The sequence below is a fragment of the Novosphingobium cyanobacteriorum genome (assembly GCF_029436685.1).
Lineage (GTDB): Bacteria > Pseudomonadota > Alphaproteobacteria > Sphingomonadales > Sphingomonadaceae > Novosphingobium > Novosphingobium cyanobacteriorum.
Genome location: NZ_JAROCY010000001.1, coordinates 229,647 through 249,349, shown reverse-complemented (window position 1 = coordinate 249,349; position 19,703 = coordinate 229,647). Strand labels below are relative to the sequence as shown.

Genomic DNA, 19,703 nt, shown 5'->3' with positions numbered 1-19,703 from the left:
CCCGTCAGCGCCTGCAAAGTCAACAGGTTGAGACCGCCTATGCTGTGGAATGCCCGCTCTCAGCGGCGCAAAAGGCGTTCGAATTCATCGTGTTGATGCACGAAACGCCCTTTCACCCTGGCCCCCGCCAGCGCCAGGATCACCTCGGCCAGGCGCTCCGCCTTCACCGATCGATAGGGCCGCAGCGATCCCTGCATCAGCAGGTCGGCCAAAGGGCTGACCACCATGCCGATCCGCTCACCCCAGCGCACCGGCCCCTCGCGCCGCCCGCGCAGCAGGCCGGGACGCAGGATATCGAGCCGATCGAAGCGGAGCTTGGCCAGCTGGTCCTCCACCTCCCCCTTCACCTGCAGGTAGAAGTTCTTGGACGCCATCCGCGCCCCGACCGAGGACACCACGATCAGCTGCCGCGCCCCCGCCGCCTTGGCCGCCCGCGCGCACTGCAGCACCAGGTCGTGGTCCACCGCGCGGAACGCGGCCTTGTCGCCACCCACTGTCCTGATCGTGGTGCCCAGCGCGATCACCACCACATGCGGTCGTCCCGCTGCTATGGCGTCGTCCCAGTGGCTGGTGTCCGAAAGCAGCATCTGCATCCGCGCGCCCGGCGGCAGCGGCATCTCGCGCCGCGCCACCGCCGTCAGTTCCAGCCCCGGCTGCCCGACAGCGCGCTCGATCACCGATCGCCCGATCAGCCCGGTCGCCCCCACCAGAACCATCCTGATGGTGTCAGACATTGCGCAGCCCCTCCGCCTCACGCCCGAACACGCGGGCATAGCTGTCCATGGCATAGCGATCGGTCATGCCCGCGATATAGTCCGCAATCCTGCGGCTGCGCCCCGGCTCCTCGGCCGGCAGATCCGCCTGCCACGCCTCGGGCAACAGGCCCGGATCGTCCCGATAGGCGGCAAACAGCGCCGCGATCACCGCCTTGGCCCGCTCCGCCGTCTGCACCTGTTCCGGGTGGAGATAGAGCCGCGCATACATGAACTTCTTCAGCGCGCGCTCTTCCTTGCGCATCCCGTCGGAAAACCCGCACAGCGCCCGGCCCGCCGCGCGCACGTCCTCCACGCTCTGCGCCCCGCTTTCCGCGATCCGCCGCTGCGTTTCGGCCAGCACATCGTTGACCATGCGCCCGATCTGCCCACGCACCAGCTCGCGCTGCAGGCGCTCGCGCGGGCCACCCGGAAACCGCTCCTCGATCCGCGCCCACTGCGCCGCGATGGATGGCAGTTCCAGCAGGTCGTCCAACGTCAGGAACCCGGCGCGCAGCCCGTCGTCAATGTCGTGGTTGTCATAGGCGATGTCGTCCGAAATCGCCGCCACCTGCGCCTCCAGCGAAGCGTGGCTGGAAAGCTCCAGCGGAAACGCCGCATCCAGTTCCGCCAGCGCCCACGGCGCGCGCTTCACCGGACCATTGTGCTTGGCCAGGCCCTCCAGCATCTCCCATGTTAGGTTCACGCCCTCGTGCCCGCAATATGGGCTTTCCATCCGCATCAGCACGCGCAGGGTGTTGGCGTTGTGGTCAAACCCGCCATGCCCCGCCAGCGCCTCTTCCAGCGCGTCCTCGCCCGCATGGCCAAAGGGCGGGTGGCCGATATCGTGCGCCAGGCACAGCGCTTCGGTCAGGTCCTCGTCCAGCCCCAGCGACCGCGCGATCACCCGGCCAATCTGCGCCACTTCCAGGCTGTGGGTCAGCCGCACGCGGTAATGGTCGCCATCCGGCGCCACGAACACCTGCGTCTTGTGGCGCAGCCGCCGGAAAGCGATCGAATGGATGATCCGGTCCCGGTCTCGCTGGAACGCGGTACGCGGCCCCCGCGCCGTCTCCGGTTCCAGCCCGAACTCGCGCCCGCGCGACCGCGCCGGATCCGAAGCATAAACCGCCCGCTCCATCAGAGATCCTCCCCCATCGGGGGAGGTGGCAGGTGCGCAGCACCTGACGGAGGGGGCGAGGCCAGACACAATCTGACGAGTGAATCGGCAACTTCGTCTGCATTGCGCAACACATCCGCCGCCGGAATCCGTACAACCCTGAAACCGGCATCCATCAATGCTCTATCCCTTCGGTGGTCACTCAAGGGGCGTTGACCCATATCGTGGGCGATCCCGTCGATCTCGACAATCAACCTTGCCGCCGAGCAAAAGAAGTCCACCACGTAATCCCCCAAAGGGTGCTGGCGCCGAAATTTGACGTCCATCGGCCTGTCCCGCAGCGACCGCCACAGCAGCACCTCGGGCAGCGACATCTCACGGCGCAGTCGGCGCGCACTTCTCAGTGCGCTCTCGCTGTGGTTGCGCATCGCCACCCCCACCACCGCCTTCGGCGGTCCCCCTCCCCCGATGGGGGAGGATAATTCAGTCTCCGAGGATCCAGTCCACCGCCGCTTCGGCATGGATGCGGGTGCCATCGTAGATCGGCAGCACGTTGGCATCCACGTCGATCACCATGTCCAGCTCGGTGCAGCCCAGCACCACCGCTTCGGCCCCGGCCTGGTCCATGTTGGTGATCATCGTCTTGAAGGTGCGCTCGGCGCTGCGCGTGGCGCGGCCCTGCATCAGCTCTTCGTAGATGATGCGGTCGGTCTCATCCACGTTGTCCATCACCGGCGGCAGCAGCGTCACCCCATGCGCCACAAGCCGCTTGCGGTAGAAGCTTTCCACCATCACGTTGCGCGATCCGATCAGCGCGGCGGTCTTCACCCCGTTCGCCTTCATGCGTTCGCCCACCACATCGGCGATGTGGATCACCGGCACGCCCACCGCGCTGGCGATGCGGTCGTAAACCTTGTGCATGGAATTGGCGCCAATCAGGATCGCGGTCGCCCCCGCCTGCTCCAGCCGCTGCGCGCTCTCGCCCAGCACCTGCGCCGCACGGTCCCATTCCTCGGCGCTGGTCAGCTTCGACAGGCCCGCGAAATCCAGGCTCTCGATCAGCATCGGCGCGCTGGAAAGCTTGCTGGTGCGCGCCTGCACCAGCCGGTTGATGTGTTCATAGTAGGTGCGGGTCGAAACCCAGCTCATCCCGCCGATCAGGCCGATCTTGCGCAAGTCCCATTCTCCCCAGGGAAGTCAGGCCCCGGCCTTACGCAACCCCGCCGATCAGGTCCAGCCGATGCGCGGCGCTATTCACCCGAAACCAGCGACCATCCACCGCCTCTCCGTTCGTGTCGAGCGAAGTCGAGACACGAGGCGATCAACGCCGCTTCTTCTCCGGGGCAAAGCCCGTCGCGCACAGCAGCGCCGAACTGCCCGTCACCTCGATCAGCTGCCGGTCCCCCACCCTGCGCACAGCCGCAGTCCAGTCTGCCAATGACCGCTTCGGCCCCTGCAGCGCCTGCAGCTTGCGCAGCTGGCCAATGCTCAGCCGGTCGGTCATCCGCTCCGCCATGCACGCTGCATTGGCGTCAGACAGCCCCGACGCAACGAGGGCCGAGCGAACCCGGCCCTCCGCAAGCTTGGAAACGCACCCGGTCAGGCCGAAGGCCATGCCGACCGCGAGAATCAAGGCTATCGCGCTTATCCGATCGCGGCGCTGCGGTGGTTCGACAAGCTCACCACCAGCGGTTGAGGTCTGGGCCTTAATCACGGAGTAGTCCCCAAGCACAGCCCAATCCCCCAACCCCGCTCATCCTGAGCCTGTCGAAGGATACCCACGCAAACTTGCATCAGTGCGCCAGCGCCTTGACGATGTCCTCCACCATCTTCTTGGCGTCGGCCAGCAGCATCATGGTCTGGTCCATGTAGAACACATCGTTGTCCACGCCGGCATAGCCCACGCCGCCCATGCTGCGCTTGACGAAGAAGATCGTCTTGGCCTTGTCCACGTCGAACACCGGCATACCGTAGATGGGCGATGACTTGTCGGTCTTCGCCGCCGGGTTGACCACGTCGTTGGCGCCGATGATGAAGGCCACGTCCGCCTGCGCGAACTCGCTCTGGATGTCCTCCAGCTCGAACACTTCGTCATAGGGTACGTTGGCTTCGGCCAGCAGCACGTTCATGTGCCCGGGCATGCGGCCCGCCACCGGGTGGATGGCGTACTTCACGTTGACGCCTTCCTTCTTCAGCACGTCGCCCATTTCACGCAGCGCGTGCTGGGCCTGCGAAACCGCCATGCCATAGCCGGGGATGATGATGACGTTCTCGGCTTCCTTCATCATGTAGGCCGCGTCTTCTGCGCTGCCGCGCTTCCACGGGCGCTGCTCCTTGGCCGCTCCGCCAGTGGCCGCCGCCTCCGCGCCAAAGCCGCCCGCGATCACGCTCAGGAACCCGCGGTTCATTGCCTTGCACATGATGTAGGAAAGGATCGCACCCGAAGAGCCCACCAGTGCGCCGGTGATGATCATCGCGGTGTTGTGCAGGGTAAAGCCCATCGCCGCCGCGGCCCAGCCCGAATACGAGTTGAGCATCGAGACGACCACCGGCATGTCCGCGCCGCCGATCGGGATGATCAGCAGGAAGCCGATGATGAACGACAGCACCGTGATCGTCGCGATCACCCACTGGCTCTGGTCCTGCGTAAAGTACGCCACCAGGCCGAGGATCGCGATCAGCGTGCCAAGGTTCAGCACATGGCGGCCCGGCAGCAGGATCGGCGAACCGCTCATCTTGCCGGCCAGCTTCAGGAACGCGATGATCGAGCCCGAGAACGTGATCGCACCGATGGCGATGCCCAGGCCCATCTCGATCCGGCTCTGCGGCTCGATCGTGCCGTCCGCACCCAGGATGCCGAACGCGCCGGGGTTCAGGTAGGCGGCAAGGCCCACCAGCACCGCCGCAAGGCCAACCAGCGAGTGGAACGCAGCCACCAGCTGCGGCATGTCGGTCATCTTGATCTTGCGCGCGGTGACAAACCCCACGCCCCCGCCGATGGCGAGCGCGCCCGCGATCTCCGGCAGGCTGGCGATGCCGTGCGTCAGCAGGGTGGTGACCATCGCGATGGTCATGCCGATCATGCCATAGCGGTTGCCCGCACGGCTCGTCGCCGGGCTGGAAAGCCCGCGCAGCGCCAGAATGAACAGCACGCCGGCGATCAGGTAGGCGAGCATCGCCCACGAAGGAGTGGCGGTGACGTGTGCCATCACTTCTTCTCCTTCTTCTTGTACATCGCAAGCATGCGCTCGGTCACGGCGAAGCCGCCGAAGATGTTGACCGAAGCCAGCACCACCGCGCCAAGGCCGAGCCACTTGGAAACAGCCGAACCTTCGGCCGCTGCAGCGACGAGTGCGCCAACCACGATCACCGAGGAGATCGCATTGGTCACCGCCATCAGCGGGGTATGCAGGGCCGGCGTAACCGACCACACCACGTAATAGCCCACGAAGCAGGCCATCACGAAGATGCTCAGGATTGAAATGAAGTCCATGTTACCCCCTCGTGGCGGTCCAGGGCAGGACGAAGCCGCGCCCTTCCGACCAGGTCATGCCGACCATCTTGCCTTCGACCAGGCAGGCTGACGTGTGATAGAAGCCGTTGCCGTCCGTGGTCCGAAACGCCACGCACGAACGGCCCTGTGCGGTGCCCACCCGGCCCGCCAGAATGTCGCTTTCATAGAACGAGCCGGTCAGCGACCGGTCGGCCGCAATGTGCAGCACCATCGGCTTGCTGTACGGTGCATCGTCCAACGACGGCCGCAGGTCCACGCTCCACGTGCCTTCCATCGCGGCATAGGCGGCCTGCGCCGCGGCCTTGGCCGGATCGACGGCGGAATTGGCGGGCTGGCTGGGCTGCGCGCTGGCCGCGGCTGCGGCAAGGAGCAGCCCGATCACCCGAGCAGCCTCTCGTTCACCACCTTGCCGCCCTGCGTCAGGCGGATGGCGTTGCCGATTTCCTCGTCGAGCACGGGCTTGCCCTGCTCCTTGTCCCAGAAGGCGGAGAGGAAGTTGTAGAGGTTGCGGCTGAACAGCGCCGATGCGTCGGCCGGCAGGTGCGCGGGCGTGTTGGAATAGCCGACGATCTTCACGCCATGCTTTTCCACCACCTGGTCCGGCACCGATCCTTCCACGTTGCCGCCCTGCGCCACGGCCAGGTCGAAGATGACCGAGCCCGGCTTCATGCTGGCGATCTGCGCGTCGCTGATCAGGCGCGGCGCGGGCCGGCCGGGGATCAGCGCCGTGGTGATCACGATGTCCTGCTTGGCGATGTGGCTTGAAACCAGCTCGGCCTGCGCCTTCTGGTATTCCTCGCTCATTTCGGTGGCATAGCCGCCCGCGCCTTCGCCCTCGATGCCCTTTACGCTCTCCACGAAGATCGGCTTGGCGCCGAGCGACTGGATCTGCTCCTTGGTGGCGGAGCGCACGTCGGTGGCGGAAACCTGCGCCCCCAGGCGGCGGGCAGTGGCGATGGCCTGCAGACCCGCCACGCCCACGCCCATGACAAAGGCCTTGGCGGCGGATACCGTGCCCGCCGCAGTCATCATCATCGGGAACGCGCGGCCATACAGATTGGCGGCAACCAGCACGGCCTTGTACCCGGCAAGGTTGGATTGCGATGACAGGATGTCCATGCTCTGCGCACGGGTGATGCGCGGCATGAACTCCATCGCCAGCGCCTCCACGCCCGCGGCGGCATAGGCATCCACGCGCGCCCGCTTGGCAAAGGGATCAAGGCCCGCAACCACCCACGCGCCCGGCTTCGCGCCGGTCAGCAGCTCTGGCGCGGGGCCCTGCACGCCGAACACGATGTCCGCGCCATGCGCCGCGCCATCGGCCACGATCTCCGCCCCGGCAGCACGGTATTCGTCGTCAGACACCGACGCAGACAGGCCCGCCCCGCTCTCGACCACCACCGATGCGCCCAGCGCGATGAACTTCTTCACCGTTTCGGGCGTTGCCGAAACGCGCGTTTCGCCAGCTGCGCGTTCACGCAGCACGGCGATCCTGGTTGCCCCCGCCACGCCGGCTTACTGGATGATGTAGACGACGAACGCCGCGATCAGGGCGATCACGGGCGTCGAGTACTTGATGAGATTGACGAAGCCTTCGTAGGTCGCAGTCGCGGCCTTCATGTCGTTTCCGGAAGCCATACCCATTCCCTGATCTGCCGGGGACCCATGTCCCGGTCTGGCGGTGTCTCTACTGTGCGCAGCGCTGCGGCTCAAGCGGCAACCACACTGTCCTGCTTAAGGGCGTCTTTACCACCCATGCGTTATCTGGGCCTCCTGTTCAAAATGCCCGCCTATCCAAAAGCGGGGGTCGATAACCACGTCGATAGACATAGGGACCACATGGCGGAGCCGGAAGATCGCCTGCTGATGCTGATCGATGATGAGCCGGCCCAGTGCCGTCTCATCACCTCGCTCGCCGCCCGCGAAGGCTGGCGGACGATCGTCGCGCGCGATTCGGAAACCGCCATCGCGCAGCTTGGCACGCGCCAGGGAATGCAGCTCGGCGCGATCATCCTTGATCAGTGGGTGCCGGGCGACGAAGCCTGCGCCCTGATCGCGGAACTGAAGGCCCGGCGCCCCGCCCTGCCGATCCTGATGCTCACCACCAGCTCCAGCCCGCTGCTGGCGGTGGAGGCGATGCGCGCCGGCGCAACCGACTACCTGATCAAGCCCGTGGCGCCCGATCGGCTGCTGCAGGCCCTGCGTACGGCCACCACGCGTGAGGTTCCGGCCGACGAGCTCCAGCCCCTGACCGAAAAGCTCGGCGCCCCGCTCGATTTCGATTCGATGATCGGCGCCGCCCCCGCCTTTCGCGCCGCGCTGGCCGTGGCGGCAAAGGCCGCGCGCACCCAGGGCACCGTGCTGATCGAGGGTGAAAGCGGCACGGGCAAGGAAATGCTGGTACGCGCCATGCACGCCGCCAGCCCGCGCTCGCGCAGCCCCCTGCGCATCGTCAATGCCGGCGGCATTCCCGGCAACCAGATCGAATCCGTGCTGTTCGGGCATGAAAAGGGCGCCTTCCCCGGTGCCTTCGATCGCCATGTCGGCGCGCTCCAGCATGCCGATGGCGGCACCCTTGTGATCGACGAGGCCGACCGCCTGCCGCAGTCGGTGCAATCGCGCCTCGCCCACTTCCTGCGCCGCGGCGATGCCCAGCCCATCGGCGCGCGCCATTCCTTCCGGCTTGATGTGCGCACGATCATCTGCAGCAACACCCCGCTGCGCGATCTGGTCGGCGCAGGCCTGTTCGAACAGGACATGCTCGACGCGATCGGTTCCACGCTGGTCCATCTGCCCGCCCTGCGTGAACGCAGCGGCGATATCCCCGCGCTGGCCCGCCACTTCCTTGCCCGCATCGGCGAACAGCCGGGCCTGCGTCCGCTGGGCATCACCGATGGCGCGCTCTCGCTGCTCGCCGCCTATGACTGGCCCGGCAACGTCCGCCAGCTGCAGGCCACCCTGTTCCGCGCCGCCGTGTTCTGCGATGGCGAAGTGCTGACCGCGCAGGATTTCCCCAGCCTGTCCAGCCTGATGGGTGAAGGCCCGCGCAGCGCCCCGCACATCGGCGATGGTGCCGGCGTCATGCTTTTCGCACCCGATGGCAACCTGCGACCGCTGGAAGAGATCGAGGCCGACGTGATCCGCCTCGCCATCGGCCATTATCGCGGCCGCATGACCGAAGTCGCCCGCCGCCTCGGCATCGGCCGGTCGACGCTCTATCGCAAGCTGTCCGAGCTCGGCATCGATTCCGCGCCTGATCGCGCTGCCTGACAGCGTCAGTTGCGGCCTGCCAGCAGGCCTTTGGCGATCACCTGCGCCTGTATTTCCGCCGCACCTTCAAAGATGTTGAGGATGCGCGCGTCGCACAGCACGCGGCTGATCTCGTATTCCAGCGCATAGCCGTTGCCGCCGTGTACCTGCAGGCTGGCGTCGGCATTGCTCCATGCCGTGCGCGCGGCCAGCAGCTTGGCCATGCCCGCTTCGATGTCGCAGCGCCGCCCCGAATCCTTGGCCCGCGCCGCCGCATAGGTCAGCTCACGCGCCATCACGAAGTCCACCAGCCCCGCCACCAGCTTGTCCGCCACGCGGGCAAAACCGATGATGGGCTGACCAAACTGCCGGCGGGTCAGGGCGTAATCCAGCCCCAGTTCCAGCGCCCGCCGCGCCACGCCCACCGCCCGTGCCGCCGTCTGGATGCGCGCTCCCTCGAACGTGCGCATCAGCTGCTTGAACCCCTGTCCTTCCTCTCCGCCCAGCAGCGCATCAGCCGGCGCCCGCATCCCGTCGAACTGCAACGCATATTCGCGCATCCCGCGATAGCCGAGCACCTCGATCTCGCTGCCCTCCATCCCCTCCGCCGGAAACGGATCGCCATCGCTCCCGCGCGGCTTTGGCACCAGCAGCATGGACAGCCCGGCATAGCCGATCGCATCCGGCAGCGTCCGCACCAGCAGCGTCATCAGGTCGCTGCGCGCCGCATGCGTGATCCAGGTCTTCGCTCCGTCGATCCGCCAGCCATCTCCGTCGCGCCGTGCCCGCGTCTGCAGCGATCCCAGGTCCGATCCCGTGTCCGGCTCGGTGAAAACGGCCGTTGGCAGCACTTCCCCGCTGGCCATGCGCGGCAACCACTGCGCCTTCTGCGCTGCAGTCCCGCCATGCAGGATCAGCTCCCCGGCAATCTCAGACCGCGTGCCCAGCGATCCCGCACCGATCCACCCGCGTGATAGCTCCTCGGTCACCAGGCACATCACCAGCTTGTTCAGTCCCAGCCCGCCGAACGCTTCAGGGATGCACACGCCAAAGGTGCCCAGTGCCGCCATCGCCGCCACGGTCGCGTCCGGGATCAACGCATTGGCCAGATGCCATGTGTGCGCTTGGGGCACTATTTCCGCGTCGGTGAAGCGGCGATACTGGTCGCGGATCGCATCCAGCATGCCGTCGTGCAGCGTCTCGCTCGGCCACTGGCCTTGCGCCAGCGCCCCGGCCACCTCCGCCCGCAGCCCCGCGTGATCGGCGTCGATCAGCCCGGCGCACACTTCGCCAAGCTGTCGTGCGGCCGCGCCGGCGCCCATGTCCACCGGGCGCACGATCTCGTTCTGCCCCATCGGCAGCCCACCGCACAGCTGCGCCAGCCCCTCGGCAAAGGCCAGCTGCGCCACCTTGGCGTCAATCGGGTTCGCGCCGCCACCCGCTTCGCACCACACCAGCACCGCCTCCAGTGCCGCCACCGTGGTCGCCACCCAGGCAAGGCCGTGGCTCGCCCGCTGCCCCGCATCCGTGGGCAAGCCTGCGCGCACGTTCGCCAGATAGGCTTGCGCCGCCGCCAGCCCGGTCCGCAGGTCCTCCACCCTCACACCGCCCGTTCGAACACGGCGGCGATTCCCTGCCCGCCGCCGATGCACATCGTCTCCAGCCCATAGCGCCCGCCGCGCCGCACCAGTTCACGCGTCAGGTTGCACAGGATGCGCCCGCCCGTCGCACCGATGGGGTGGCCCAGCGAAATGCCCGACCCGTTGACGTTGAGCATCTCCAACCGGCTGTCGTCGCTGCTCCAGCCCCACCCTTTCAAACAGGCGAGCACCTGTGGCGCGAACGCTTCGTTCAACTCCACCAGGTCGATGTCGCTCCATCCCAGTCCGGTCCGTGCAAACAGCCGCTCCACCGCCGGTACCGGGCCAAAGCCCATGCGCGAAGGATCGCAACCCGCCACCGCCGCACCATGGAACCATGCGATGGGGGTCAGGCCCAGTTCGTCCAGCTTGTCCTCTGCCACCACCAGGCAGGCCGCCGCCGCATCGTTCTGCTGGCTGGCGTTGCCGGCGGTCACGATGGCCCCAGGGATCGTCTTCGCCTCGATCGGCTTCAGCGCGCCCAGCGTCTCCATGCTGGCGTCCGCGCGATAGCCTTCGTCATGCGCGAACAGCACCGGCTCGCCCTTCCGCTGCGGCACCGGCACGGGCACCAGCTCGTCCTCGAACAACCCGGCCTGCCATGCCACCGCCGCTCGCTGATGGCTGCGAACGGCATAGGAATCGGCCTCATCGCGCGTGATGTTCCAATCTCGCGCCAGGTTCTCGGCCGTCTCGATCATGCCGGAAATCACCCCGAACCGCGCGATCGGCTGGCTCATCAATCGCCCCCGGCTCAGCCGGTCGTGCAGCATCATGCCCCCGGCCTTGGTGCCGCGCCGCCCGTCGGTTGTGTAGTATTCCACGTTCGACATGCTTTCCACGCCGCCCGCCACCACCACGTCGCTGTGCCCGGTCTGTATCATCATTGCGGCATTGATCACCGCCTGCAGGCCTGAACCGCAGCGCCGATCCAGCTGGTATCCCGGCACCTCGATCGGCAGCCCGGCCGCCAGCCACGCCCAGCGCCCCACCGCCGGCGCCTCCCCGTTGGCATATCCTTGCGCAAACACCACGTCGTCCACCCGCGCCGGATCGATGCCGCTCCGCTCGATCAGCGCCTTGAGCACCACTGCGCCCAGTTCCCCCGCCTCCATTCCGGCAAGCGCCCCGCCAAACTTGCCCACGGCAGTGCGGATCGGGCTGACGATTGCGACGCGGCGAAGGGTCATCGGGATACTCCTGCAATTCCGGTGTCGATCAGGCGAGCGATCTCGCCCGAACCAAGGCCCAACCGCTGGCTCAAAACGTCTTCCGTATGCTGCCCGTTGCGCGGCGCCGGGCGCGGGGCCTGCCGCTCCAGCTGTGGCACCGTGGCGAATGCACCCGCTGCGGGATAGGCAAGTCCGCTGGGATTGTCGCACGCAGAAAAGATCGGATTGTCACGCACCAGTGCGGGATCGGCCGCGGCCTCCGTCATGGTGCGATAGGCGGAATGCACCACTCCGCCCGCATCCAGCGCGGCCGCCAGGTCGGCATGGCGGCGCATCGCGATCGCGGCCTCGAACAGCGGAAACAGCGCGTCCCGATGGATGAAGCGAAGGCCATCATCCGTGGCGAAGCTCACGTCCCGCTCCGCCTCCAGCGCAGCGATCGCCTCTCCCAGACCCAGCGCGCCGACCAGGCTGCACCATTGGCGCGGCGTCACCACCACGATCATCGTGCGCACGCCATCGGCGGTCACGAAATCGCGCCCGAACAATCCATACACCGCATTGCCCGTGCGTGGCCGGTCCGCCCCGGCATGAAGCACCTCGGCCAGACTGCCCAGGTTCGCAACCGTGCCGATGGCCACGTCTGAAAGGGGAATGCGCACTTCTCCGCCCAGCCCGGTCGCCGACCTGCGGTTCAGCGCCGCCAACAGTGCAAACGCGGCATAGGCCCCGCTCAGCAGGTCCCACGCCGGCAGCACATGGTTCACCGGCTCGGGCCCCGCGCCGGTCAGCATCGGATATCCCACGGCATTGTTGATCGTGTAATCCAGCGCAGGGCCGCCATCGGCCCAGCCCATGATCCGCACCGTCACCAGATCCGACCGCTCCAGCGCCAGAACATCGTGCGCCATGAATCCCTTGGCCGGAAAGTTGGTGATCACCTGGCCCGTTGCCCGCACCAGCGCCTGCAACAGCTCGCGCCCCTCTGCCCGGCCAAGGTCCAACGCTACCGACTTCTTCGCGCGGTTCAGGTTCTCCCAGTAAAGCGAGTCATTCCCTGCCGTCACCGGCCATCGGTGGAAATCCGGCCCTCCGCCGATCTGGTCCACGCGGATCACCTCGGCACCCATCTGCGCGCAATAAAGGCCCGCCGTGGGCGATGCGACGAACGACGACGCCTCGATTACGCTCAATCCGCCCAGCAGGTCGTACACGCGCTTCAGGCCTGCCCGTGGAATTCGCGCAGCATGTGCTTGGCGATCTGCAGCTGCAGGATCTGCGTCGTCCCTTCATAGATGCGATAGATCCGCGCATCGCGATAGAACCGCTCCGCATCGTATTCCGCCAGGTATCCCGCCCCGCCATGCACCTGCACGCAGCGGTCGACCACGCGCCCGCACATCTCGCTGCCAAACACCTTGAACGCCGCCGCCTTGCGCAGGATGTTCTCGCCCGCATCGGCGCGCATGGAAACGTCCTGCATCATGCTTTCGGCGGCATAGATCTCGATCTCGCTGTCCGCCAGCATCTGCTGGATCAGCTGGAAGTTGGCGATCGGCTCGCCAAACGCCTTGCGCTCGGTGGCATAGCGCAGCGCGGTGTCCAGCGCGCGCCTGGCATAGCCGGTCGAGGCCGCGCCCACTGAAAGCCGCCCGTTGTCCAGGCTCTTCATCGCATAGATGAAGCCCTTGCCCTCTTCCCCGCCGAGCAAAGCCTCATCCGCCAGGAACACGTCGTCCATGATGATGTCGGCAATCAGGCTGCCTGCCTGCCCCATCTTCCTGTCCGGCCTGCCCACGGTCACCCCCGGCGTGTCCATCGGCACGATGAAGGCGGAAACGTGTGCGTTCCTGGGCAGGTTCTCTTTCGCCGTGCGCGCCATGATCAGGCCCACCTTCGCCTGCGGGGCATTGGTGATGTATCGCTTGGTGCCGTTCAGCCTCCACCCGCCGGCAACCCTGGTCGCCGTGGTCTGCATTCCCGCAGAATCCGAACCCGATCCCGGCTCGGTCAGCCCGAAACAGGCGATCTCGCCCGCCGCCAGCCGCGGCAGCCACTCCGCCTTCTGCGCCTCCGTCCCCCCGTTCTTGAACGCGGAACAGACCATTCCGACGTTGATCGACAGGATTCCCCGGAACGCCGGCATGGCATAGCTCATGGCATGCACCGTGCGCACATACTGGTTCACGTTCATGCCCACGCCGCCGTATTCCTCGGGCATGGTCAGCGAAAACAGCCCCATCTCGCGCATCTCGCGCAGGATGTCCTCGGGCACGGCATTGGCATCGATCACCGCCTGCTCGGCGGGAATCAGCCGGTCGCGCACATAACCGTTCAGCTGGTCGAGAAACTGGTTGAAGACATCCGCATCCATGGCGCCCGGGCCTCTTTCTGGTTGTTCCCTGCAACCTATCGCGGACCTGCATGCGTTTCAACATCCCGCATTGCTTTTCGATATTCTGAAAACTATGCCTGCATCATGTCCGGTCCCGTCCGCTCGCTGTCCCAGGGCTTCGCCATCCTGCGCATAATTGCCGCAGGCGGCAGGATGACCCTGTCCGATATCGCCCGCCAGGCCGATCTCAGCCCATCGAGCACCCTCGCCCTGCTCCGCACGCTTCAGGCCGAAGGCGCGCTGGAACGTGGCGAGGGCGACAAGCGCTACAGCCTCGCCCCCGGCTGGCACGAACTCGCCGTGCTCGGCGATGGCGAGGGCCAGCGCATCCGCGCCCGTGCGGCAGACCTGCTGCCCCGCTTCGCCGCCCAGCACGATGTCACCACCGGTCTGTGGCAGGTTCAGCCGGGCCAGCGCCTGCAACTGGTGATGATCGGTGAAAGCGGCTCCGCCACCCGTATCGCCATGACCGTCGGCCAGCGCCAGCCTGTGGGCATGGGTGCAACCGGTCGCGCCCTCTGCGCACTGGAAGGCCTCGATCGCACCGCACTCGAACGCCGCTTCAGGCCACTGCGCTGGCAACGGCCGCTCCCGTTCGAACACTGGCTCGCCCAGGTCGAACAGGCCCGCCACTCCGGCTTCGGCGTTGATGATGGCTTCGGCCATGCCGGCATCTGCTCGCTCGGCACCCCCATCCCCGCTGCCCCCCCGCGCTTCCACCTTTCCGCCAGCCTCTTCGCCGGAACACGCGGTGACGAGGCGATCACCGCGCTCGGCCACGCCCTGTGCCACCTCGCCCGCCAGATCGGAGGAGCGGCATGACCGCACCCGCGCTGCAAGACTGGATCGGCCGCCGCGAAACCCGCACCGAACGCGTGGACCTGCGCCCTGCCGCCATGCTCGCCGCCCTGCTGAACAAGCCGGAATCGCCCCGTAAGGGCGCGCCCCTCCCGCCTCTCTGGCACTGGGCCCTGTTCACCCCGGAAGCGCGTCAGTCTGACCTTGGGGAGGACGGCCACCCCCGCCTCGGCGGCTTCATGCCCCCCATTCCGCTGCCCCGCCGCATGTGGGCGGGCAGCCGCATCACCTGGCACGATACCCTGCGTCTTGGCGACGAGGCCCAGCGCACGACCGAGATAACCGCCATAGAGGAAAAGCCCGGCAGCCAGGGCGCACTCGTCTTCCTCACGCTGACACACAAGATCACGACCGCGCGCGGCCTCGCCCTGCGCGAAGAGCAGGACCTCGTCTATCGCGCGCCCGCATCCGCCGCACCGCCGCCCCCGGCCCCGGCTGAGCCGCCCCTCGCAGATTGGCGCGATCCCCTCACGCCCGATGCGCGCCTGCTGTTTCGCTACAGCGCCGCCACCTTCAACACCCACCGCATCCATTATGACCTGCCCTATGCCCGCGATGCTGAAGGCTACCCCGCGCTCGTCGTCCATGGCCCCCTCACCGCCACGCTGCTGGTTGACCGCCTGCTGGCACGCACCGCGAAGCCACTCCGCACGTTCACCTTCCGCGGCCGCGCCCCGCTCTATTGCGACCGCCCGCTGGCGCTGTGCGGAAGGCAGGACCATACCGGCCAATTCGCTCTCTGGGCCGAATCCGAAACGGGCCACCCGGCCATGACCGCCACTGCCGAGATCGAGGCTTGAGACCCATGGACCTGAGCCGCTTCGAAGCCGATCACTTCCCCGAAATCCGCGAAGGCGTCCGCCGCCTCTGCGCGCAGTTCCCCGGCGAATACTGGCGTCGGCTCGATGCAGCGCGCGAATACCCCACCGCCTTCGTCGATGCGCTGACCAGGGCGGGCTATCTCTCGGTCCTCATCCCCGAGGAATACGGCGGCTCCGGCCTCGGCCTTTCCGCAGCTGCGGCGATCCTCGAAACCGTGCAGGCCGAAGGCTGCAACGGCGGCTCCGCCCACGCGCAGATGTACACCATGGGCACCATCCTGCGCCACGGCTCGGAAGACCAGAAGCGTGCCTACCTGCCCGCCATCGCCCGCGGCGATCTGCGGCTTCAGGCCTTCGGCGTCACCGAACCGACCAGCGGTACCGACACCGGCGCGCTGCGCACCACCGCCGTCCGTGATGGCGATGCATATGTGGTCAATGGCCAGAAGATCTGGACCAGCCGCGCCGAACATTCCGATCTCATGCTCCTGCTCGCCCGCACCACCCCGCGCGATCAGGTGGCGAAAAAGACCGACGGCCTTTCCACCTTCATCGTCGACATGCGCGAAGTGCGCGGCAAGTCGCTCACCATCCGCCCCATCCGCACGATGATGAACCACGCCACCACCGAAGTGTTCTTTGACAACATGCGCATTCCCGCCAGCGCGCTGGTGGGCGAAGAAGGCAAGGGCTTCCGCTACATCCTGTCAGGCATGAACGCCGAACGCGTGCTGATCGCCGCCGAATGCGTGGGCGATGCCAAGTGGTTCACTCGCCGCTCGGTCGATTACGCCAAGGCGCGCGAGGTCTTCGGCCGTCCCATCGGCGCCAACCAGGGCGTCAGCTTCCCCATCGCCAGGGCCTACGCGATGATGCGCGCGGCCGAGCTGATGGTCCATGAAGCCGCCCGCCTCTATGAAGCCGGCCAGCCCTGCGGCGCAGAGGCCAACATGGCCAAGATGCTCGCCGCCGATGCCTCTGTCGAAGCCGGCAACACCTGCATCCAGACCCACGGCGGCTTCGGCTTTGCCGAGGAATACGACATCGAACGCAAGTTCCGCGAAACCCGCCTCTATCAGGTCGCCCCCATCAGCACGAACCTGATCCTCAGCTACCTTGCCGAACACGTCCTCGGCCTTCCCCGCTCCTATTGAACGGAAAGCTCGGCCTCCATCATCTTGCGCATTTCGAACTTCTGCGCCTTGCCGGTCACGGTCATGGCGAACTGCTGCACGATGCGCACGTGGCGCGGCACCTTGTAGTGCGCGATGCGGCCCCGGCAGTGGGCCAGCACATCCTCGACCGCCAGCTCCGCCCCCGCCTTCGCGATCACCCAGGCGCACACTTCCTCGCCGAACTTCTCGTCCGCCACGCCAAACACCTGCGCGTCCTGCACGTGCGGATGGGTCAGCAGGAACTCCTCGATCTCGCGGGGATAGATGTTCTCGCCCCCGCGGATGATCATGTCCTTGATCCGCCCGGTGATCCGCACATAGCCATTGGCATCCATCGTCGCCAGGTCGCCAGAATGCATCCAGCCCTCGCCGTCGATCGCTTCCGCCGTCTTTGCCGGATCGTCCCAGTATCCCAGCATCACCGCATATCCGCGCGAACAGTATTCGCCCTGCGCGCCGATCGGCAGCGTCTCGCCATCCAGCCCCACGATCTTCGCCTCGGCATGGGGATGCACGCGGCCCACCGTGCCCACCCGCTCCTCGATCGGATCGTCGGTGGCGGTCTGCGTGGTCAGCGGGCTCGTCTCGGTCATGCCATAACCGATCGTCACCTCGGTCATGTTCAGCCGTTCCATCACCTGCCGCATCGTGGTCACGGGGCACGGCGATCCCGCCATGATCCCGGTGCGCAGCGTTGAAACGTCATAGGCATCCAGGTCCGGCTGCGCCAGGATGGTGATGAACATCGTCGGCACGCCATAGAGCGCGGTGCACCCTTCCGCCTGCACAGCCTCCAGCGCCAGCTTCGGGTCATAGGCCTCGCCGGGATAGACCATCGCCGCCCCGCTGGTCAGCGCAGCGAGGTTGCCGAGCACCATGCCGAAGCAGTGATAAAGCGGCACGGGAATGCAGATCCGGTCCGCTTGGTTCAACCGGATCGTCTGCGCGGTGAAGTATCCGTTGTTCAGGATGTTGCGATGGGTCAGCGTCGCACCCTTGGGAAAACCCGTGGTCCCGCTGGTGAACTGGATGTTGATCGCATCATCGGGTGATAGCGCAGCATCCACCGCTGCCAGCGCCGCCGGTTCCGGCTCCGCACGCAGGTCCTCCCACTGCAGGAAACCCTCGTGCGCCTCGCCCCCAAGCGCGATCATGCTGCGCAGCATCGGCAGCTTGTCCCGCCCGATCTCGCGCAGCATCGCGATGTAGTCGCTGGTCTTGAACCGCGCCGCCGTCACCAGCACGGTGCAGCCCACCTTGTTCAGCGCATACTCCACCTCGCTGGTGCGATAGGCGGGGTTGATCGTCACCAGGATCGCGCCGATCCGCGCCGTGGCGAACTGGATCACCGTCCATTCCGCGCAGTTGGGCGCCCAGATGCCCACGCGGTCCCCCTTCGCCACGCCCAGCCGCAGCAGGCCGGTGGCCACGCGGTCCACCTCGGAATCCAGCTGCCCCCAGGTCCAGCGAACCTGTTGGTGGCGGCTGGAAAGCGCCAGCGCACCACCCCATTTCGCCGCCGCATCGCGCAGCGCCTGTCCGATCGTCACGTTCAGCAGGGGCACATCGGTTGCCCCCTTCGACAAGGAAAGCTGGGTCATCGTTTCACGTTGATCACTTGCATCTGGGTATACTCGGCAAGGCCCTCCTCGGCCTGTTCCACGCCCAGGCCCGATTGCTTGAAGCCCGCCATCGGAATGTGCGGGCCAATGGCAATGTGCTGGTTCACCCACACCTGCCCGCTTTCGATCCGCCCGGCAATATCCGCCGCCCTGGCCACGTCGCTGGACCACACCGATCCGCCCAGGCCATAATCGCTGGCATTGGCGCGGGCGATCACGTCCTCCACGTCGTCGAACTTCACCAGCGGCAGGATCGGGCCGAACTGTTCCTCGTCCACGATCTTCATGCCGTCGGTCACGTCGCGCACGATCGTCGGCGCAATGAAGTATCCGGCCCGCTCCATCGCCTTGCCCCCGGCGACGATCGTGCCGTCGGCCCGCGCGCTTTCCAGAAAGCCCTTCACCTTCTCGAATTGCATCGCGTTCTGGATCGGCCCGATCTGCGTGCCCTGCTCCAGCCCGTCGCCCACGATCGCTTCCTCGGCCAATCGCGCCAGTTCCGCCGCCATCGCGTCATAGATGTCGGCATGGACATAGGCCCGCTTGATCGCCAGGCACACCTGCCCGCAGTTCAGAAAGGCATTTCCGAAGATGGCCTTGGCCGTCTCGCGCACGTCAACGTCGTCCAGCACGATCGCAGGATCGTTGCCGCCCAGTTCCAGCGTCACCCGCTTCAGCCCGTCCGCCCCGCTTGCGGCAATGCGCTTGCCCGTGGCGGTAGATCCGGTGAAGCCGATCTTGGCCACGTCGGGATGCTGGGTCAGGTGCGGTCCCAGGTCGTTGGCGTCGGTGATGATGTTCACCACGCCCGCGGGAAACACCTCGGCGCACACCTCGCCCAGCAGCAGCGCCGTCGCGGGCGTCGTCGGCGCGGGCTTCAGCACAATGGAATTGCCGGCCAGCGTCGCCGGGCCGATCTTCCACAGCGCCACCAGCAGCGGAAAATTCCACGCGATGATCCCCACCACCACGCCCAGCGGCCGGTGCTTCACCGCAATATATCCGCTGGCATCGTCCTGGATCACCCTGTCCGGCAGTTCCAGCGAGGCATAGTGGCGCAGGAAGCCGTCGCTCCACGCCACCTCGCCCTGCGCCTCGGGCAGCGGCTTGCCCTGCTCCTGCGTCAGCAGGCGGGCGAACTCGTCGCTCCGCGCGGCAATCGCGTCGGCCAGCCGGATCAGCGTCTGCTGCCGCTCGGCATAGGGCATGCGGCCCCAGGCCAGCTGCGCCGCCTTTGCCGCCGCAATCGCCTCGTCGGCCTGGCGCACGCTGGCGCGCGGCACCGTGGCGAAGGCCTCGCCCGTGGCGGGGTTGACCACCTCCATCGTCATGTCGCCATCGACGAGCTTTCCGCCGATCAGCAGCTTCAAACCAGCCATCGCTCT

20 protein-coding genes are annotated in these 19,703 nt (G+C 66.8%); 4 read left to right on the top strand and 16 right to left on the bottom strand.

Features of this window, described 5'->3' with window-relative positions; genetic code table 11:
- Positions 1-59: 59 nt before the first annotated feature.
- The 10 genes from POM99_RS01180 to POM99_RS01135 all read right to left on the bottom strand — a co-directional run bounded on the left by POM99_RS01180 (position 60) and on the right by POM99_RS01135 (position 7,024).
- Entirely contained in the window at positions 60-734 is a 675-nt protein-coding gene (locus POM99_RS01180; protein WP_277274906.1) for an NAD(P)H-binding protein, read from the bottom strand.
- On the bottom strand, positions 727-1,893 hold the full coding sequence (locus tag POM99_RS01175; protein ID WP_277274905.1) for a deoxyguanosinetriphosphate triphosphohydrolase: 1,167 nt from the start codon (positions 1,891-1,893) through the stop codon (positions 727-729). Before POM99_RS01175 ends, POM99_RS01180 begins: the two co-directional genes overlap by 8 nt.
- Positions 1,893-2,300, bottom strand: a complete 408-nt coding sequence (locus tag POM99_RS01170) for an endonuclease domain-containing protein (protein ID WP_277275076.1) — start codon at positions 2,298-2,300, stop codon at positions 1,893-1,895. The genes POM99_RS01175 and POM99_RS01170 overlap by 1 nt, the downstream gene beginning before the upstream one ends.
- A gap of 55 nt (positions 2,301-2,355) precedes the next feature.
- The gene (locus POM99_RS01165) at positions 2,356-3,048 is read right to left on the bottom strand and encodes an aspartate/glutamate racemase family protein (protein ID WP_277274903.1); all 693 of its coding nucleotides are present in this window, start codon (positions 3,046-3,048) and stop codon (positions 2,356-2,358) included.
- Positions 3,049-3,193: 145 nt separating this feature from the next.
- On the bottom strand, positions 3,194-3,586 hold the full coding sequence (locus tag POM99_RS01160) for a hypothetical protein (protein WP_277274902.1): 393 nt from the start codon (positions 3,584-3,586) through the stop codon (positions 3,194-3,196).
- A 79-nt stretch (positions 3,587-3,665) separates the two neighbouring features.
- Entirely contained in the window at positions 3,666-5,081 is a 1,416-nt protein-coding gene (locus POM99_RS01155; RefSeq protein ID WP_277274901.1) for an NAD(P)(+) transhydrogenase (Re/Si-specific) subunit beta, read from the bottom strand.
- Complete coding sequence (locus POM99_RS01150) at positions 5,081-5,365, bottom strand: NAD(P) transhydrogenase subunit alpha part 2 (RefSeq protein ID WP_225007534.1); 285 nt, start codon at positions 5,363-5,365, stop codon at positions 5,081-5,083. The genes POM99_RS01155 and POM99_RS01150 overlap by 1 nt, the downstream gene beginning before the upstream one ends.
- Before the next feature lies 1 nt (position 5,366).
- Positions 5,367-5,768, bottom strand: coding sequence for a hypothetical protein (locus POM99_RS01145; protein WP_277274900.1), 402 nt, complete (start codon positions 5,766-5,768; stop codon positions 5,367-5,369).
- The gene (locus POM99_RS01140) at positions 5,765-6,895 is read right to left on the bottom strand and encodes an NAD(P) transhydrogenase subunit alpha (RefSeq protein ID WP_277274899.1); all 1,131 of its coding nucleotides are present in this window, start codon (positions 6,893-6,895) and stop codon (positions 5,765-5,767) included. Before POM99_RS01140 ends, POM99_RS01145 begins: the two co-directional genes overlap by 4 nt.
- A 6-nt stretch (positions 6,896-6,901) precedes the next feature.
- Complete coding sequence (locus POM99_RS01135) at positions 6,902-7,024, bottom strand: aa3-type cytochrome c oxidase subunit IV (RefSeq protein ID WP_277275075.1); 123 nt, start codon at positions 7,022-7,024, stop codon at positions 6,902-6,904.
- Between the two features lie 201 nt (positions 7,025-7,225).
- Between POM99_RS01135 and POM99_RS01130 the strand changes: the two genes are divergently transcribed.
- Positions 7,226-8,656, top strand: coding sequence for a sigma-54-dependent transcriptional regulator (locus POM99_RS01130; RefSeq protein ID WP_277274898.1), 1,431 nt, complete (start codon positions 7,226-7,228; stop codon positions 8,654-8,656).
- Positions 8,657-8,661: 5 nt separating this feature from the next.
- On the opposite strand, the gene POM99_RS01125 is transcribed toward POM99_RS01130, so the two are convergent.
- From POM99_RS01125 to POM99_RS01110, 4 genes are read right to left on the bottom strand one after another with little or no spacing between them, the layout of a single operon-like run.
- Positions 8,662-10,224: an acyl-CoA dehydrogenase family protein gene (locus POM99_RS01125; RefSeq protein WP_438822976.1), complete on the bottom strand. Its 1,563-nt coding sequence runs from the start codon at positions 10,222-10,224 to the stop codon at positions 8,662-8,664.
- A gap of 11 nt (positions 10,225-10,235) precedes the next feature.
- Positions 10,236-11,465 carry an acetyl-CoA C-acetyltransferase gene (locus POM99_RS01120; protein WP_277274897.1) on the bottom strand — a complete coding sequence of 410 codons (1,230 nt, stop codon included), beginning with the start codon at positions 11,463-11,465 and terminating at the stop codon, positions 10,236-10,238.
- Positions 11,462-12,661: a CoA transferase gene (locus POM99_RS01115; protein WP_277274895.1), complete on the bottom strand. Its 1,200-nt coding sequence runs from the start codon at positions 12,659-12,661 to the stop codon at positions 11,462-11,464. The genes POM99_RS01120 and POM99_RS01115 overlap by 4 nt, the downstream gene beginning before the upstream one ends.
- A 5-nt stretch (positions 12,662-12,666) precedes the next feature.
- Positions 12,667-13,821, bottom strand: a complete 1,155-nt coding sequence (locus POM99_RS01110; protein ID WP_277274894.1) for an acyl-CoA dehydrogenase family protein — start codon at positions 13,819-13,821, stop codon at positions 12,667-12,669.
- Between the two features lie 105 nt (positions 13,822-13,926).
- On the opposite strand from POM99_RS01110, the gene POM99_RS01105 reads away from it, so the two are divergent.
- From POM99_RS01105 to POM99_RS01095, 3 genes are read left to right on the top strand one after another with little or no spacing between them, the layout of a single operon-like run.
- The gene (locus tag POM99_RS01105; protein WP_277274893.1) at positions 13,927-14,664 is read left to right on the top strand and encodes an IclR family transcriptional regulator; all 738 of its coding nucleotides are present in this window, start codon (positions 13,927-13,929) and stop codon (positions 14,662-14,664) included.
- Positions 14,661-15,500 (top strand): HTD2 family dehydratase, encoded by an 840-nt coding sequence (locus POM99_RS01100; RefSeq protein ID WP_277274892.1) that lies wholly within the window; start codon positions 14,661-14,663, stop codon positions 15,498-15,500. The genes POM99_RS01105 and POM99_RS01100 overlap by 4 nt, the downstream gene beginning before the upstream one ends.
- 5 nt (positions 15,501-15,505) lie before the next feature.
- Positions 15,506-16,675, top strand: coding sequence for an acyl-CoA dehydrogenase family protein (locus tag POM99_RS01095; RefSeq protein ID WP_277274891.1), 1,170 nt, complete (start codon positions 15,506-15,508; stop codon positions 16,673-16,675).
- Here the strand turns inward: POM99_RS01095 and POM99_RS01090 are convergent.
- Positions 16,669-18,297 (bottom strand): AMP-binding protein, encoded by a 1,629-nt coding sequence (locus POM99_RS01090; protein WP_277274890.1) that lies wholly within the window; start codon positions 18,295-18,297, stop codon positions 16,669-16,671. The genes POM99_RS01095 and POM99_RS01090 overlap by 7 nt on opposite strands.
- Entirely contained in the window at positions 18,294-19,697 is a 1,404-nt protein-coding gene (locus POM99_RS01085; protein WP_277274889.1) for an aldehyde dehydrogenase family protein, read from the bottom strand. The genes POM99_RS01090 and POM99_RS01085 overlap by 4 nt, the downstream gene beginning before the upstream one ends.
- Between the last annotated feature and the right edge of the window lie 6 nt (positions 19,698-19,703).